Consider the following 15,272-nt stretch of genomic DNA (forward strand, 5'->3'; position numbering starts at 1 on the left):
CCTGCGTGAAGCGGAAGATGTTGTCGATGAAGAGCAGCACGTCCTGCTTCTGCACGTCGCGGAAGTACTCCGCCATCGTCAGAGCCGACAGGGCGACGCGCAGACGCGTCCCCGGCGGCTCGTCCATCTGGCCGAACACGAGCGCGGTCTTGTCGAAGACGCCCGCCTCCTCCATCTCGTGGATGAGGTCGTTGCCCTCACGGGTGCGCTCGCCGACACCGGCGAACACCGACACACCGCCGTGGTCCTGAGCGACGCGCTGGATCATCTCCTGGATGAGGACGGTCTTGCCGACACCGGCGCCGCCGAACAGGCCGATCTTCCCACCCTGCACGTAGGGGGTGAGGAGGTCGATCGACTTGATGCCGGTCTCGAACATGGTGGTCTTCGACTCGAGCTGGTCGAAGTTCGGGGCCTTGCGGTGGATCGGCCAGCGCTCGGTGACCTCGATGGTCTCGCCGGGCTCGGCGTTGAGGACCTCGCCGATCACGTTGAAGACCTTGCCCTTGGTCACGTCGCCGACGGGGACCGAGATGGCCTCCCCGGTGTCGCGGACCTCCTGGCCGCGGACGATGCCGTCCGTCGGCTTCAGGGCGATGGCGCGGACGAGGTCATCGCCGAGGTGCTGCGCGACCTCGAGCGTGATCTCGGTGGACTCCTCGCCGATGACGATCGTGGTCTTCAGCGCGTTGTAGATGTCGGGGATCGAGTCGTGCGGGAACTCGATGTCGACAACCGGACCGTTGACGCGTGCGACGCGCCCGACGACCGCGGTCGCGGGCTTCTCAGCCGTGGCGGTGGGGGTCATTTTCGTCTCTTTCCTGATGGTCTTATTTGCTCGACGCGAGGGCGTCGGCGCCGCCGACGATCTCCGCGATCTGCTGCGTGATCTCCGCCTGACGCGCATTGTTGCGCAGACGGGTGTAGTCGGTGATGAGCTTGTCGGCGTTGTCGCTGGCCGACTTCATCGCCTTCTGCGTCGCGGCCTGCTTGGCGGCGGACGACTGCAGGAGGGCGTTGAAGACGCGGTTCTGGACGTACACCGGCAGGATCGCGTCGAGGACGGTCTCGGCATCCGGCTCGAACTCGTAGAGCGGGTACACGGTGTTCCCGGCCTCCGAGTCGTCGGCCTCCGCGATCACCAGCGGCAGCAGGCGCACGGTCTCCGGCTCCTGCGTCATCATGCTGACGAAGCGGTTGAAGACGAGGTGGATCTCGTCGACGCCGCCCGCCTCTCCCCCGCGCGTGAAGGCCTCCAGCAGCGTGGCCGAGATCTCCTCCGCGGTGTGGAAGGAGGGGGTGTCGGTGTCGCCGGTCCACTCCGCAGCCGCGGCGAGGCCGCGGAACTGGAAGTAGCCCACGGCCTTGCGGCCGATCAGATAGAACACCGGCTCCTTGCCCTGCTCGCGCAGGAGCTCGGCGACCTCGAGGCCCTCGCGGAGGATCTGCGAGTTGAAGGCTCCGGCGAGACCGCGGTCCGAGGTGAAGATCACGACGGCGGAGCGTCGGATGCTCTCGGGCTCGCGGGTGAGCGGATGATCGATGTTCGAGTGCGTCGCGACGGCCGACACGGCCCTCGTCACGGCCTGCGCGAAGGGGCTGGACGCCTTGACGCGTGCCATCGCCTTCTGGATGCGCGAAGCCGCGATGAGTTCCATCGCCTTCGTGATCTTCTTGGTCGTCTGGGCAGAGGAGATCTTCTGCTTGTAGACCCTGAGTTGAGCGCCCATGTGTTCAGTACCTCACGCGTTACGCGCGACGACCCTTGACGATCTTCTCCTGGTCGACGTCCTCAGGATCGGCAGCAGCGTGCTCCTCGTGGCCGGGGGCGCCGATGGCGTGGCCCTTGCCGCCCTGGAACTCCAGGATGAAGGCGTCCGTCTGCTTCTCGAGCTCTGCGACCGTGTCGTCATCGAGGACGTTGGTCTCACGCAGCGTGTCGAGAACCTTGGTGTTGCGACGCAGGTAGTCAAGGAGCTCGCGCTCGAAGCGCAGCACGTCCTCGACCTCGATCGAGTCGAGCTTGCCGTTGGTGCCGGCCCAGATCGAGACGACCTGCTCCTCGACGGGGTACGGCGAGTACTGCGGCTGCTTGAGCAGCTCGGTCAGACGCGCACCGCGCGAGAGCTGACGGCGCGAGGCCTGGTCGAGGTCGGACGCGAACATCGCGAACGCCTCGAGCGAGCGGTACTGCGCGAGCTCCAGCTTCAACGTTCCGGAGACCTTCTTGATCGACTTCACCTGAGCGTCACCGCCCACACGCGAGACCGAGATGCCCACGTCGACCGCCGGACGCTGGTTGGCGTTGAAGAGGTCGGACTGGAGGAAGATCTGGCCGTCGGTGATGGAGATCACGTTGGTCGGAATGTACGCCGAGACGTCGTTCGCCTTGGTCTCGATGATCGGAAGGCCCGTCATCGAACCCGCGCCGAGCTCGTCGGACAGCTTCGCGCAGCGCTCGAGCAGACGCGAGTGCAGGTAGAAGACGTCGCCAGGGTAGGCCTCGCGGCCCGGCGGGCGGCGCAGCAGCAGGGAAACGGCACGGTAGGCCTCGGCCTGCTTCGACAGGTCGTCGAAGATGATGAGGACGTGCTTGCCGCCGTACATCCAGTGCTGGCCGATGGCAGAGCCCGTGTAGGGGGCGAGGTACTTGAAGCCAGCGGGGTCGGATGCCGGAGCCGCCACGATCGTGGTGTACTCCAGAGCACCGGCCTCTTCGAGCGCGCCCTTCACGGAGGCGATCGTCGAGCCCTTCTGACCGATGGCGACGTAGATGCAGCGGACCTGCTTGTTGACGTCGCCCGACTCCCAGTTGGCCTTCTGGTTGATGATCGTGTCGATCGCGATGGCCGTCTTGCCGGTCTGACGGTCGCCGATGATGAGCTGACGCTGACCGCGCCCGACGGGGATCATCGCGTCGATGGCCTTGATACCGGTCTGCATCGGCTCGTGCACGCTCTTGCGCTGCATGACGCCGGGGGCCTGGAGCTCGAGCTCGCGGACGCTCTCGGTCGCGATCGCGCCGAGGCCGTCGATCGGGTTGCCGAGCGGGTCGACCACGCGGCCGAGGTAGCCGTCGCCGACGGGGACCGAGAGGACCTCACCGGTGCGGGTGACCTCTTGGCCGGCCTCGATGCCGGTGAAGTCGCCGAGGACGACGACGCCGATCTCGTGCTCGTCGAGGTTCAGCGCGAGACCCTTGGTGCCGTCCGCGAACGTGACGAGCTCGTTCGCCATCACGCCGGGCAGTCCCTCGACGTGGGCGATGCCGTCGGCGGCGTCGATGACGGTGCCGACCTCGGTCGCCGCGGCCCCGGCGGGCTCGTATGCCGCGGCGAAGTCCTTCAGCGCGTCACGGATGACGTCGGGGCTGATCGATAGTTCTGCCATTGTCTTCCCTTTGTATCTGGGTGCGCGGTTCCCCGCGCGAAGTCGTGTTAGCCCGCGAGCTTCTGGCGAAGGTCTGCGAGTCGGGCTGCGATGCTGCCGTCGATGACGTCATCGGCGATCTGCACGCGCAGTCCTCCGACGACGGCGGGGTCGATGACGACGTTGAGCGAGACCTCGCCGTCGTACCGGCTCGACAGGGCCGAGCTGAGGCGGGTGCGCTGCGCGTCGCTGAGCGGCGTCGCGCTGTGCACGGTGGCGACGACGCGACCGCGCTGGCTGGAGACGATGTTCGTCGCCCGCGTCAGCAGCTGACGCACGCGGCGCTCGCGCGGCCGGCGCACCAGCGACGACACGATCAGCGTCGTGCCTGCCCCCGCACCGCCCGCGAGCAGCTTCTCGACGAGGGCGCCCTTGGCGTCCTCGTCTCCGAGACGGCTGCCAAGGGCGAGCTCGAGCTCCGGGTTCGCGGCGATCACGCGGGAGAAGCCGAACAGCTCGCCCTCGAGGTCGGACGCGGGCTCGGCGATCGCCGTCGCGCGGATGGCGAGCTCCTCGATGCCGTCGACGAGGTCGGCCGCAGAGGACCAGCGCTCGGCGACGACCGTCTTGAGCACGCTCTGCGTGCTCGGCGAGAAGCCGCCGAACACCGCCGCCACCACGTTCTGACGTGCCGCGCGAGCGGCAGCCGGATCAGCGAGCGCGCCGCTCAGTTGCGACGAGTCGCCCACGGCGCGCGCGGCGGCGAACAGCTCCCGCGCGGTGTCGATGCTGACGCCCGAAGCCGCGGCAAGGGCCTGAGTCGATGCCGCGAGTGCCTGAGTGGTCGCGCTGCCCATTACTTGGCCGCCTCGAGGTCCGCGAGGAAGCGGTCGACGACCGCGGTCGCGCGGGCGTCGTCGGAGAGCGTCTCGCCGACCACGCCGCCGGCGAGGTCGAGCGCGAGCGTGCCGACCTCGCTGCGCAGCGAGACGAGAGCGGCCTGCCGCTCGGCCTCGATCTGCGTGTGCGCGGTGGCGGTGATGCGCGCGGCCTCGCTGGTCGCGGCATCCTTCGCCTCGGCGACGATCTTCTTGCCGTCCTCACGGGCGGCCTCGCGGATCTCACCGGCCTCGGTGCGCGCCTCTGCCAGCTGACGGGTGTACTCCTCGAGCGCGGCCTCGGCCTGCTTCTGGGCCTCGTCGGCCTTGGCGATGTTGCCCTCGATCGCAGCGGAGCGCGCATCCAGCAGTTCGTACAGCTTCGGCAGCGCGACGCGCCACACCACGAGCAGGATGATGACGAAGCACAGACCCGACCAGATGATGTCGTACCACGCGGGGATCAGCGGATTGTGCGCCGCCTCTTCCGCTGCGGACGTGACAAGAGCGTTCAGCATCCTGTCTCCTTATCGAAGTCGACGGTCAGTTGGTGAAGATGAAGTACGTCGCGATGCCGATGAAGGCGAGCGCCTCGGTGAAGGCGATACCGATCCACATCAGCACCTGCAGGCGGCCGGCCAGCTCGGGCTGACGGGCGACGCCCTCGATCGTCTTGCCGACGACGATGCCGACGCCGATCGCCGGGCCGATGGCCGCGAGGCCGTAACCGACCGTCGCGATGTTGCCGGAGATGTCAGCGAGAACCGTAGTTGCGTCCACGGGTTTTTCCTTTCGTTGGGTGGGAAGGCAGGTGTTTGCCGACCCGCTCAGTGCTCTTCTGCGACCGCGAGCTGGATGTAGACCGCGGTGAGGATGGTGAAGACGTAGGCCTGCAGGAAGGCCACGAGGACCTCGAACAGGGTGAAGGCGAATCCGAAGGCGAGCGTTCCGGTGCCGACGGCGATCCACCCGCTGCCAAGGGTGAACACGAAGAACTGCGTCGCCGAGAAGAACAGCACCAGCATCAGGTGGCCGACGATCATGTTCATCAGCAGTCGCAGCGTCAGCGTCACCGGACGGATGATGAAGGTCGAGATGATCTCCAGCGGCGTGACGATGATGTACAGGAACGGCGGAACCCCCGAGGGGAACAGCGAGTTCTTGAAGAAGTTCTTCGGGCTCTTCTTGATGCCCGCGTAGATGAACGTCACGTAGCTGACGATCGCGAGCAGCAGCGGCACGGCGATGATGCTGGTTCCTGCGATGTTCAGGAACGGGATGATGCCCGTGATGTTCATGAACAGGATCATGAAGAACAGCGTCGTGAGGATCGGCAGGAACCGACGGCCGTCCTTGCGACCGAGCAGATCCTCTGCGATGTTCACGCGGACGAAGTCGAGACCCATCTCGACGATGCTCTGGAAGCGACCGGGTACGACCGTCATCTTCCGGGTGCCGAGCCACAGCACGAGCACCACGATCGCCGTCGCGAGGAACTGGATCAGGTGGATGCGGTGGATGACCAGGTCGCCGATCTGGAACACGGCGTCGGGGAAGAATTCGTCGATTGACGGTCCGTGGAACTCGCCGTCACTGGCAAGTCGGGGCATCAGGGTCGCAGCAAGATTGAACAGCGCGGGCTCCAGCTTCGGGGCACCGGTCAGAACCGGGGCGACGATGGTCGGTGTGCTTCACAGCGCAAGCGCTCGCGGACGAGCGGCGGGCACATCTCAACACTATCAGAATCCGAGGTTCTCCTCAGACGCGGCGTCGGCTTCGGAAGCACCCCGCGCCTCCCCTGGCGCTCGATCCTCCGGCACCTCCGTCGGCAACGATGCGTCGCTCACGACGGGAAGGCGCATCTTCATCAGCACGACGACGTCGATCACCAGCGACATCAGGACGCCGGCGACGATCGACAGCAGGAACACCGTCGGATGGATCCACGGCTGCCCGCTCACCAGCACCATGATGAGGAAGAACACGCCGAGCTTGAGCAGCCAGCCGCCGAGCACGATCGCGAAGAACAGTTGCACGTACAGCGGATCGCCGTACCAGCGGTTGGCGATGAGGATGCTGATGCCGGTGATCGCCAGGAAGACGGCGGCGATCAGCACCCCGAGCAGCCCGCTGACGAGACCCGATCCCTGAGCGACGATGAACCCGACGACACCGGCGATGACGGCGAGCACACCCGTGGCCACCGCCGACCAGGTCAGGGTGCGCCGCAGGATCGGGGTGCTGGAGACGGGGTTCGGACTCATCGCGGGTTCACGGTGCTTTCTTCGGATGGGGTGGTGGTCGTGGCGCTCGGGCGCGGACGGCGCCTCGTGGGATTGAAGGTGATCACCAGGCACGCGGCGATGCCGACGAGGCCGAAGCACACCCCAGGCAGGTACTGACCGGACCAGTCCTCGCGGGCGCCGATGTACATGAGCAGCACGGCGAGGGAGATCACGGTCGTCCACGCGTAGAAGATGAGGACGGCGTCGCGATCGCGATGGCCGAGGTCGAGCATGCGATGGTGCAGGTGCTTGCGATCGGGCGAGAACGGCGACTTGCCGGCGCTCATGCGCCGCAGCACCGCGAGGCCGAAGTCGAGCAGCGGCAGGAGCACCACCAGCAACGGCAGCAGGATGGGGATGAAGGCACCGAGGAGGCCGGAGCGGCCGATGCGCTCCGGATCGATCACTGCGGGGTCGAGCTGCCCTGTGAGCGAGATCGCCGACGTCGCCATGAGCAGTCCGAGCACGAGGGCCCCTGAGTCGCCCATGAAGATCTTCGCCGGGCTCCAGTTCATCGGCAGGAACCCGAGGCAGGCGCCGATGAGCACGGCGGCGAGGAAGGTCGAAAGGTTGAAGTAGCTCGATGCCCCGGTGTCGCGCGTCACGACGTAGGAGTAAGTGAAGAAGACCCCGTTCGCGATGAGGCAGACGCCGGCGACGAGGCCGTCGAGGCCGTCGATGAAGTTCACGGCGTTCATGACGATGACGATCGCGAACATCGTCATCGTGATGCTCAGCCAGCTGGAGAAGACGAGCATGTCGCCGAACGGCAGCGACAGGATCTGGAGAGCTCCCCCGACGGTGATGATGCCTGCGGCGAGGAACTGCGCCCCGAGCTTGATCATCCAGTCGAGGTCCCACAGGTCGTCCACGACGCCGACCAGCGCGATGAGCAGGGCGGCGCCGAGGAGCGACCACATCGTCTGCGGCCGCATCCAGATCGTGGCGAAGAAGGGGTTCAGCGCCGACACGCCGAAGGCCACGGCGATCCCCAGGAAGATCGCCACGCCGCCCAGGCGCGGCGTGGGTGTCTTGTGGACGTCGCGCTCGCGGATGCCGGGGTAGAGCTTGAACCGCAGGCTCAGACGCCAGACCACCGCGGTCAGCGCGAAGGTGACCGCGGCGGTGAGGATGATCGTGAAGAGGTACTGCTTCACGTATCCCCGCCCTGCGGCGCGGGCTCGGGCTCGGGTTCTGTGTCGGTCTCGGCCTCGGTCTCGGGCTCGGCCTCGGTCTCAGTCTCGGTCTCGGCTTCGAGCAGATCGCCGAGGACCTCCTCGAGCTGCTCCCGCGTCACCGCGCCCTGCCGCAGGATGCGCACGGCGCCCGTGCCCGCATCGGCGTCGGCGTCGGCGTCGCGCGCGTACAGCGAGGTCGCATCGATGATCGTGGACGCGACCCCCTCGTCCGCGGGGCCCCCGTCGAGGTAGACCGCGACGCTGTCCTCCAGCATCCCCTGCGCCTGGGCGGCCGTGACCGCCGTCGGCCGACCGGTGAGGTTCGCGCTGGACACCGCGAGCGGTCCGGTCTCGGCGAGCATCTCCAGGGCGATGCGGTCGTCCGGCATGCGCACGGCGACCGTGCCCTTGGTCTCGCCGAGGTCCCAGACGAGCGAGGGCTGCGCGGGGAGCACAATCGTCAGCCCGCCGGGCCAGAATGCGTCGACGAGGCGCTGCACGGGCTCCGGCACGCTCTCGGCGATGGCGACGAGGGTCTCGACGCCGCCGATGAGGACGGGCGGCGGCTGATCGCGGCCCCTCCCCTTCGCATCGAGGAGCTTCTGCACCGCGATGGGCGAGAAGGCGTCGGCGGCGACGCCGTAGACGGTGTCGGTGGGGATCACGATGAGCTCGCCGCGGCTGATGGCCTGGCGCGCGTGGCGCATACCGGCGAGCAGCTGCGCCTCATCGCCGCAGTCGAAGATGGAAGACATGACCCCTCGATTCTAGTCGCGGACGCCTGTGCGCACGCCTCTCACGGCCGCAGGGCCGTCGTGGCCCGGTCGCGCGAGGTCAGATCACGATGCGTCGCCGCCGCGTGCCATCCGTCGGCGGCGAGGATGCCGCGGATCTGCTCGCCCTGCAGCTCGCCGTGCTCGATGACGAGCAGGCCGCCTGGGCGCAGGAGCTCCCGCGCCCGCACGCTGAGCACGCGGACGACATCAAGGCCGTCCTCTCCGCCGTACAGGGCCAGCGCCGGGTCGAACAGGCGCACCTCGGGATCGCGGGGGACGGCCGCATCCGGCACGTACGGCGGGTTGGAGATGACGACGGATGCCGTGCCGTCGAGCTCGCGGAAGGCGTCGGCGAGGTCGGCGTTGACGAGCACGAGGTTCTCCACGCCGGCGACGTTGCGCGACGCCCAGGCGAAGGCGTCCGGCGAGAGCTCGGCGGCGAAGACGCGCGCGTGCGGCACCTCCGTCGCCATCGCCAGTGCGATCGCGCCGCTGCCGGTGCCGAGGTCGACGCCGATCGGTTCGGGCTCGGCGGCGCCCAACAGCGCGTCGATGGCGAACTGCACGACCGTCTCGGTCTCCGGGCGCGGCACGAACACCCCTGGCCCCACGGCGAGCTCGAGACGGCGGAACGGGGCGGTGCCGGTGAGGTGCTGCAGCGGCTCGCGGGCGCTGCGCCGCTCGACGAGCGCGCCGAAGGCGGCGGCATCCGTCTCGGCGATCCCCTCGCCGCGGACCATCGCCGCCTGCACCTCTCCCCTGCCGCGGCCCAGCACATGGCCGACGAGGAGCTCGGCATCGACGACGGGATCCGGCACGCCGGCGTCGGCGAGGCGACGGGCGGCGGAGCGCACGAGGGAAGCGAGGTCGGTGTCGGGCATCCCTCCAGCGTAGGCCGCAACGCAGGGTCACATATGCGCGACGGGCGACGCACTCCCCTAGGCTGGCCGCAGTCACCCCGTCCAGGAAAGGCTCTTCTCCATGCCCGGCATCCACTCCGACATCACGACCGCGTTCGGCAACACCCCGCTGGTCCGGCTGAACCGCGTGACCGAAGGCCTCGGCGCCGACGTCTTCGCCAAGCTCGAATACTTCAACCCCGGCTCCAGCGTCAAGGACCGTCTCGGCATCGCGATCATCAACGCGGCGGAGAAGGACGGCACGCTGCAGCCGGGTGGCACCATCATCGAGGCCACCAGCGGCAACACCGGCATCGCGCTCTCGCTCGTCGGCGCCGCCCGCGGCTACAAGGTCATCCTCACGATGCCCGCCTCGATGTCGAAGGAGCGCCGCGTGCTGCTCAAGGCGTTCGGCGCCGAACTCGTGCTCACCGACCCCGCACTCGGCATGAAGGGCGCGGTGGCCGAGGCCGAGCGCATCCAGGCAGAGACGCCCGGTGCGATCCTCGCCCGCCAGTTCGCGAACGAGGCCAACGCGCAGATCCACCGCGAGACCACCGCCGAAGAGATCTGGCGCGACACCGACGGCGAGGTCGACATCTTCGTCGCCGGCATCGGCACCGGCGGCACGATCACGGGCGTCGGCCAGGTGCTCAAGCAGCGCAAGCCCGGCGTGCACGTCGTCGCCGTCGAGCCGACCGCCTCCCCGCTGCTGTCGCAGGGCACGCCAGGGCCCGCGAAGATCCAGGGCATCGGCCCGAACTTCGTGCCGCCGATCCTCGACACCGAGGTGTTCGACGAGGTCGTCACGGTCGAGTTCGAAGACGCCCTCTCCACCTCGCGCGCACTCGCCGCGAACGAGGGGCTGCTCGTCGGCATCTCCAGCGGCGCCGCGGCCTGGGCCGCTCTGCAGGTCGCCGCGCGCCCCGAGAACGCCGGCAAGAAGATCGTCGTCATCATCCCCGACACCGGTGAGCGCTACCTGTCCACCGCCCTGTTCGAGGACCTGCGCGAGGACTGATGCGCCTCGGCGACATGATCGGGCGGATGCGAGAGGACATCGCATCCGCCCGTCTTCGCGACCCCGCCGCGCGCAGCGGCCTGGAGATCGCCCTGCTCTACCCCGGTCTGCATGCGATCTGGGCGCACCGGGTCAGCCATGCGTTGTGGGTGCGCGGCCTGCGCTTCCCCGCCCGTCTCGGGTCTCAGCTCAGCCGCTGGCTCACCGGCATCGAGATCCATCCCGGCGCGTCGATCGGCCGCCGCTTCTTCATCGACCACGGCATGGGTGTCGTGATCGGTGAGACGGCCGAAGTCGGAGACGACGTCATGCTCTACCACGGGGTCACTCTCGGGGGCCGTACGCGCGATGCGGGCAAACGGCATCCGACGCTCGAGGACGGCGTCGTCGTCGGCTCCGGCGCCAAGATCCTCGGGCCCGTCGTGATCGGGGCAGGAACCGCCATCGGCGCGAACGCCGTGGTGACGACGGACGCCCCTGCGCACTCCGTGCTCACCGGGATCCCGGCCAAGCCCCGCTCGAAGACACCGGGCGAGAACCTCTCGCACCTGCTCTCCGCTCCCGACTACTCGATCTGAGGCTCAGGAGCCGAGATCCTCCTCGGCTGGTACCCCGGCATGCCTGGCGGTCTCCCCCGTGCGGCGGGTCCGCAGACGATGCAGCAGAGCGGGCGTGCCCATCACGATCATCACGACGCCCAGCACGATGGCTGTCCAGCTCACGAACCGAGTGACCCAGAGCAGCGGCCCGTTCAGGATGAGTTCACTGCCATCGAGGGAAAGCCAAGAGCGATCAGGAAGACCGCGAAGGCACCACCAGGAGTGCCATCGTGAAGGTGGGCGACGACGTTCGGGACGGCGACGGCGACGAGCACCGCAGGAAGGAACGCCGCGACGACCAGCCACGGCAGCATCCCACCCCTACCACGACGCCGCAACGCGCCGACGGCGATGCCGAGCGCGGTGCTGAGCAGCATCGAGAGGACGGCTCCGGAGGCCCATCCCGCAAACCATGCTATCCCTGCGACGAGGGCGAAGAGGAGCAAGAAGGGCACGAGGGCGACGAGGGCGACGACGAGGATGACGCCGAGGTCTGTGACGCCGTCGAGACGCTCCGATGCGAACAGCACCCAGAGCGCGGCCGTCGTCGGGATACCGCCGGCGATCCCAGCGATCAACGAGCCCCAGAGCCCGTCGCCCATCCAGGAGTACGCCGTGCCGTCACCCCGCACGCTGTCCTCCTCCGAGAGCGACGCAGTGACATCATCGAGGTGCTCCGCGTAGCCGGCGTTGAGCGCGAAGAACCGGCTTCCCGAGACAAGTCCCGCGAACACGGCGGGGACGGCGAGGGCGAGGAGGACAGTCCACGTGGCAGCGGGATCCTCATCGGAGGGACGCACGCCGGCGAGCAGAATCCCGATGACCGCGACCAGCTGGACGACGCCAGCCCACGCCGAGATCCGGCGGTAGCCGTCCCAGCGACGTCGGCGAGCAGGACGCGACGGAGAGACGCGATCGGACATGCGGCGCTCGTTCGCTCGGCGGTGATCAGGACCTGCCGAAACTCTATCAGCGCGTCCAGTCGTCGACGCGAAGCCCGCGTGATATCTTTTCAGTCAGATACGATATCACCCAGAAAGAGCGTCCCCCGATGACCGACATCCTGATCCGCAATGTCCCGGCGGCCGACGTGCGCCGCCTCGACGAGAAGGCGGCTGCGCTGGGTCTGTCACGCGCAGAGTATCTGAGGCGCCGCATCATCGCCGACGCTCACCGACCGGTCGAGACGGCATTGAGCAGGGAGGACTTTGCGCAGTTCGAGGCGCTTGCCGACGAGGAGTTCATGGCTGCGGCCTGGAACTAGCAGATGACCTCCTGGCTGATCGACAAGTCTGCTCTCGCGCGAATGGGCAGCGCTCGCGACGCGGAGCTCTGGTTCTCACGCGTGGAACGCGGCCTGGTACAGATCGCGACGCCCACGTTGCTCGAAGTCGGATACTCCGCCCTGAATCGTGTCGACTGGGAGAGCAAGCTCCGTCGGCCGCCCGTGCACCTCATGCCCCTCGCGATCCTGACGCCGCGTGCCGAGGCACGCGCTCTGGACGTTCAGGCGGAGCTCGCCACGCACGGGCAGCACCGTGCACCATCTGTCGCCGATCTGCTGATCGCAGTGATCGCCGAGGAGTGGGGACTCACCGTGTTGCACGTGGACAAGGACTTCGAGATGATCGCCAAGATCACCGGACAGCCGGTCGAACGGCTAGCTCTCTGATCGGCATCGGACCCGAGGACGCATCCCACCAGTCACAGCCCAAATTCTACGAACGGGGACGAAGATGCGCCCGTCACCGACCGCGGGATCGACCGGGCGTCAGCCCTCCTGGCCGAGGGCGGCGAGGCGCGCCTCCTCATCGGCAGCGATCGCGCTGTCGATAAGGGGATCGAGCGCGCCGTCCATCACCTGATCGAGGTTGTATGCCTTGAAGCCGGTGCGGTGGTCGGCGATCCGGTTCTCCGGAAAGTTGTAGGTGCGGATCCGCTCCGAACGGTCCATGCCGCGAATCTGCGAGCGCCGCGCGTCGGAGGCTGCAGCATCCAGCTCCTCCTGCTGCCTCGCGAGCAGCCGCGCGCGCAGCACGCGCATCGCCGCCTCGCGGTTCTGCAGCTGCGACTTCTCGTTCTGCATCGACACGACGATGCCTGTGGGCACGTGCGTGATGCGCACCGCCGAGTCCGTCGTGTTGACGGACTGGCCGCCGGGCCCTGACGAGCGGAAGACGTCGATCTTCAGATCGTTCTGGTCGATCTGGATCTCCTCGGGCTCGTCGACCTCGGGGAACACCAACACGCCGGTCGTGGAGGTGTGGATGCGCCCCTGCGATTCGGTGGCAGGGACCCGCTGCACGCGGTGCACACCGCCCTCGTACTTCAGATGCGCCCATACCCCCTGCGCGGGGTCGGAGGATGCGCCCTTGATCGCGACCTGGACGTCCTTGTAGCCGCCGAGATCGGACTCGTTGCGCTCGAGGAGCTCGGTCTTCCACCCCTTGGAGGCCGCGTACTGGATGTACATGCGCAGCAGGTCGGCGGCGAACAGCGCGCTCTCGGCGCCGCCCTCCCCCGCCTTGATCTCCATGATCACGTCACGGGCGTCGTCGGGATCGCGCGGGATGAGCAGACGCCGCAGCCTCTCCTGCGCGGCCTGCACGCCCTCCTCGAGGGCCGGGACCTCGTCAGCGAACGCCTCGTCCTCGCGGGCGAGCTCGCGCGCGGCCTCGAGATCGTCGGATGCCGCCACCCACGCGTCGTGGGCGGCGACGATCCGCGACAGCTCGGCGTAGCGCCGGTTCACGCGCTTCGCCCGTGCAGCGTCGGCGTGCACCGCAGGGTCGGAGAGCTCCTCCTGGACCCGGCGATGCTCGTCGATCAGAGACTGAACGGACTCGAACACGACGTCGACGCTCAGCGGATGTTGTTGTCGTGACCGCCAGCGGGCAGCGTCGGAATCGACTTCTGCATCTGCACGAGGAACTCGACGTTGGAGTTCGTCTCCTTGAGCTTGCCCAGCACGACCTCGAGGGACTGCTGCTGGTCGAGGCCCGCGAGAGCGCGGCGCAGCTTCCAGGTGATCTTGACCTCGTCGGCGCTCAGCAGCATCTCCTCACGGCGCGTGCTCGAAGCGCTCACGTCGACCGCCGGGAAGATGCGCTTGTCGGCGAGGGCGCGCGACAGGCGCAGCTCGCTGTTGCCCGTGCCCTTGAACTCCTCGAAGATGACCTCGTCCATCTTCGACCCTGTTTCGACGAGAGCCGTGGCGAGGATGGTGAGCGAACCGCCGTTCTCGATGTTGCGGGCGGCGCCGAAGAAGCGCTTGGGCGGGTACAGGGCCGAGGCGTCGACACCCCCGGTGAGCACCCGACCGGATGCCGGAGCCGAGATGTTGTACGCGCGGCCGAGGCGGGTGATCGAGTCGAGGAGCACGACGACGTCGCGGCCGAGCTCCACGAGGCGCTTCGCGCGCTCGATCGCGAGCTCTGCGACCGTGGTGTGATCCTCGGCCGGGCGATCGAAGGTCGAGGCGATGACCTCGCCCTTCACCGAGCGCTGCATGTCGGTGACCTCTTCTGGACGCTCGTCGACGAGCACGACCATGAGGTGGACCTCGGGGTTGTTGATGGCGATCGCGTTGGCGATCTGCTGCAGCACGATCGTCTTGCCGGCCTTCGGCGGGGCGACGATGAGGCCGCGCTGGCCCTTGCCGATCGGGGCGATGAGGTCGATGATGCGCTGGGTGAGCTTCTCGGGGGCCGTCTCCAGGCGCAGGCGCTCCTGCGGGTAGAGCGGGGTGAGCTTGCCGAACTCGACACGGTTCGCCGCGTCGTCGACCGACAGGCCGTTGACCGAGTCGACCTTGACGAGGGCGTTGTACTTCTGGCGCCCCTGCTGCTCACCCTCACGGGGCTGCTTGATCGACCCGACGATCGCGTCGCCCTTGCGCAGGTTGTACTTCTTGACCTGGCCGAGCGAGACGTACACGTCACTGGGACCGGCGAGGTAGCCGGTCGTGCGCACGAAGGCGTAGTTGTCGAGCACGTCGAGGATGCCCGCGATCGGGATGAGGACGTCGTCCTCGCCGATCTCGGTCTCGAACTCGTCGGCGGGACCGCCGCTGCGGCGCTTGTTGCGCTGGCGACCGCGCCCGTTGGCGGATGCATCGTCGTCGGACGGGCCGTTCTGCGGCTGCTCGCCCTGCGCGGCGCCGCCCTGGCCGTTACCGCCCTGCCCGGTGCCGCCCTGACCGGTGCCGCCCTGACCGCGGCCGCGGTTGCGGCTGCGGCTGCGGCTGCGGCCGCGGCCGCCCTGCTCC

General features: G+C 68.1%; 18 protein-coding genes and 1 pseudogene. 4 read left to right on the forward strand and 15 right to left on the reverse strand.

Annotated elements, in window-relative coordinates:
- The 11 genes and pseudogenes from QM568_RS09860 to prmC all read right to left on the reverse strand — a co-directional run.
- Positions 1-808: pseudogene (locus QM568_RS09860) on the reverse strand (F0F1 ATP synthase subunit beta); the annotation flags it as partial.
- Between the two features lie 22 nt (positions 809-830).
- Positions 831-1,730 carry a F0F1 ATP synthase subunit gamma gene (locus QM568_RS09865; RefSeq protein WP_415138314.1) on the reverse strand — a complete coding sequence of 300 codons (900 nt, stop codon included), beginning with the start codon at positions 1,728-1,730 and terminating at the stop codon, positions 831-833.
- 19 nt (positions 1,731-1,749) lie between these two features.
- Positions 1,750-3,390, reverse strand: coding sequence for a F0F1 ATP synthase subunit alpha (gene atpA, locus QM568_RS09870; protein ID WP_415138316.1), 1,641 nt, complete (start codon positions 3,388-3,390; stop codon positions 1,750-1,752).
- A 47-nt stretch (positions 3,391-3,437) separates the two neighbouring features.
- Positions 3,438-4,226, reverse strand: a complete 789-nt coding sequence (locus QM568_RS09875; RefSeq protein WP_415138318.1) for a F0F1 ATP synthase subunit delta — start codon at positions 4,224-4,226, stop codon at positions 3,438-3,440.
- Positions 4,226-4,765 (reverse strand): F0F1 ATP synthase subunit B, encoded by a 540-nt coding sequence (locus QM568_RS09880; RefSeq protein ID WP_415138320.1) that lies wholly within the window; start codon positions 4,763-4,765, stop codon positions 4,226-4,228. Before QM568_RS09880 ends, QM568_RS09875 begins: the two co-directional genes overlap by 1 nt.
- 25 nt (positions 4,766-4,790) lie before the next feature.
- Positions 4,791-5,027, reverse strand: a complete 237-nt coding sequence (gene atpE, locus QM568_RS09885; protein WP_067350921.1) for an ATP synthase F0 subunit C — start codon at positions 5,025-5,027, stop codon at positions 4,791-4,793.
- 47 nt (positions 5,028-5,074) lie between these two features.
- Positions 5,075-5,857 (reverse strand): F0F1 ATP synthase subunit A, encoded by a 783-nt coding sequence (atpB, locus tag QM568_RS09890; protein ID WP_415138323.1) that lies wholly within the window; start codon positions 5,855-5,857, stop codon positions 5,075-5,077.
- Between the two features lie 129 nt (positions 5,858-5,986).
- On the reverse strand, positions 5,987-6,511 hold the full coding sequence (locus QM568_RS09895; protein ID WP_415138325.1) for a hypothetical protein: 525 nt from the start codon (positions 6,509-6,511) through the stop codon (positions 5,987-5,989).
- On the reverse strand, positions 6,508-7,689 hold the full coding sequence (locus tag QM568_RS09900; RefSeq protein ID WP_415138327.1) for a glycosyltransferase family 4 protein: 1,182 nt from the start codon (positions 7,687-7,689) through the stop codon (positions 6,508-6,510). The genes QM568_RS09895 and QM568_RS09900 overlap by 4 nt, the downstream gene beginning before the upstream one ends.
- Positions 7,686-8,465 (reverse strand): L-threonylcarbamoyladenylate synthase, encoded by a 780-nt coding sequence (locus QM568_RS09905; RefSeq protein ID WP_415138329.1) that lies wholly within the window; start codon positions 8,463-8,465, stop codon positions 7,686-7,688. Before QM568_RS09905 ends, QM568_RS09900 begins: the two co-directional genes overlap by 4 nt.
- Positions 8,466-8,506: 41 nt before the next feature.
- Positions 8,507-9,367 (reverse strand): peptide chain release factor N(5)-glutamine methyltransferase, encoded by an 861-nt coding sequence (gene prmC / locus QM568_RS09910; RefSeq protein ID WP_415138331.1) that lies wholly within the window; start codon positions 9,365-9,367, stop codon positions 8,507-8,509.
- A 100-nt stretch (positions 9,368-9,467) separates the two neighbouring features.
- Here prmC and cysK point away from each other — a divergent pair, with 100 nt between their 5' ends.
- Entirely contained in the window at positions 9,468-10,406 is a 939-nt protein-coding gene (gene cysK / locus QM568_RS09915) for a cysteine synthase A (protein WP_415138333.1), read from the forward strand.
- A 26-nt stretch (positions 10,407-10,432) separates the two neighbouring features.
- The gene (gene epsC / locus QM568_RS09920; protein ID WP_415138335.1) at positions 10,433-10,984 is read left to right on the forward strand and encodes a serine O-acetyltransferase EpsC; all 552 of its coding nucleotides are present in this window, start codon (positions 10,433-10,435) and stop codon (positions 10,982-10,984) included.
- A 3-nt stretch (positions 10,985-10,987) separates the two neighbouring features.
- Here the strand turns inward: epsC and QM568_RS09925 are convergent, their stop codons facing one another.
- Positions 10,988-11,128 (reverse strand): hypothetical protein, encoded by a 141-nt coding sequence (locus tag QM568_RS09925; protein ID WP_415138337.1) that lies wholly within the window; start codon positions 11,126-11,128, stop codon positions 10,988-10,990.
- 29 nt (positions 11,129-11,157) lie between these two features.
- The gene (locus tag QM568_RS09930) at positions 11,158-11,928 is read right to left on the reverse strand and encodes a hypothetical protein (RefSeq protein WP_415138339.1); all 771 of its coding nucleotides are present in this window, start codon (positions 11,926-11,928) and stop codon (positions 11,158-11,160) included.
- A 128-nt stretch (positions 11,929-12,056) separates the two neighbouring features.
- Between QM568_RS09930 and QM568_RS09935 the strand changes: the two genes are divergently transcribed.
- Both QM568_RS09935 and QM568_RS09940 read left to right on the forward strand, forming a co-directional pair.
- Positions 12,057-12,269, forward strand: coding sequence for a ribbon-helix-helix protein, CopG family (locus QM568_RS09935; protein ID WP_415138341.1), 213 nt, complete (start codon positions 12,057-12,059; stop codon positions 12,267-12,269).
- A 3-nt stretch (positions 12,270-12,272) separates the two neighbouring features.
- Positions 12,273-12,677, forward strand: a complete 405-nt coding sequence (locus tag QM568_RS09940) for a PIN domain nuclease (RefSeq protein WP_415138343.1) — start codon at positions 12,273-12,275, stop codon at positions 12,675-12,677.
- Positions 12,678-12,776: 99 nt separating this feature from the next.
- Here the strand turns inward: QM568_RS09940 and prfA are convergent, their stop codons facing one another.
- A complete protein-coding gene (gene prfA, locus QM568_RS09945) occupies positions 12,777-13,856 on the reverse strand; it encodes a peptide chain release factor 1 (protein ID WP_415138345.1) in 1,080 nt (359 codons plus the stop codon).
- Positions 13,857-13,867: 11 nt separating this feature from the next.
- Positions 13,868-15,272 (reverse strand): transcription termination factor Rho (gene rho / locus QM568_RS09950; RefSeq protein ID WP_415138347.1); only part of this gene is annotated, 1,405 nt, incomplete at its 5' end.

It is taken from the genome of Microbacterium sp., from assembly GCF_047607465.1.
Lineage (GTDB): Bacteria > Actinomycetota > Actinomycetes > Actinomycetales > Microbacteriaceae > Microbacterium.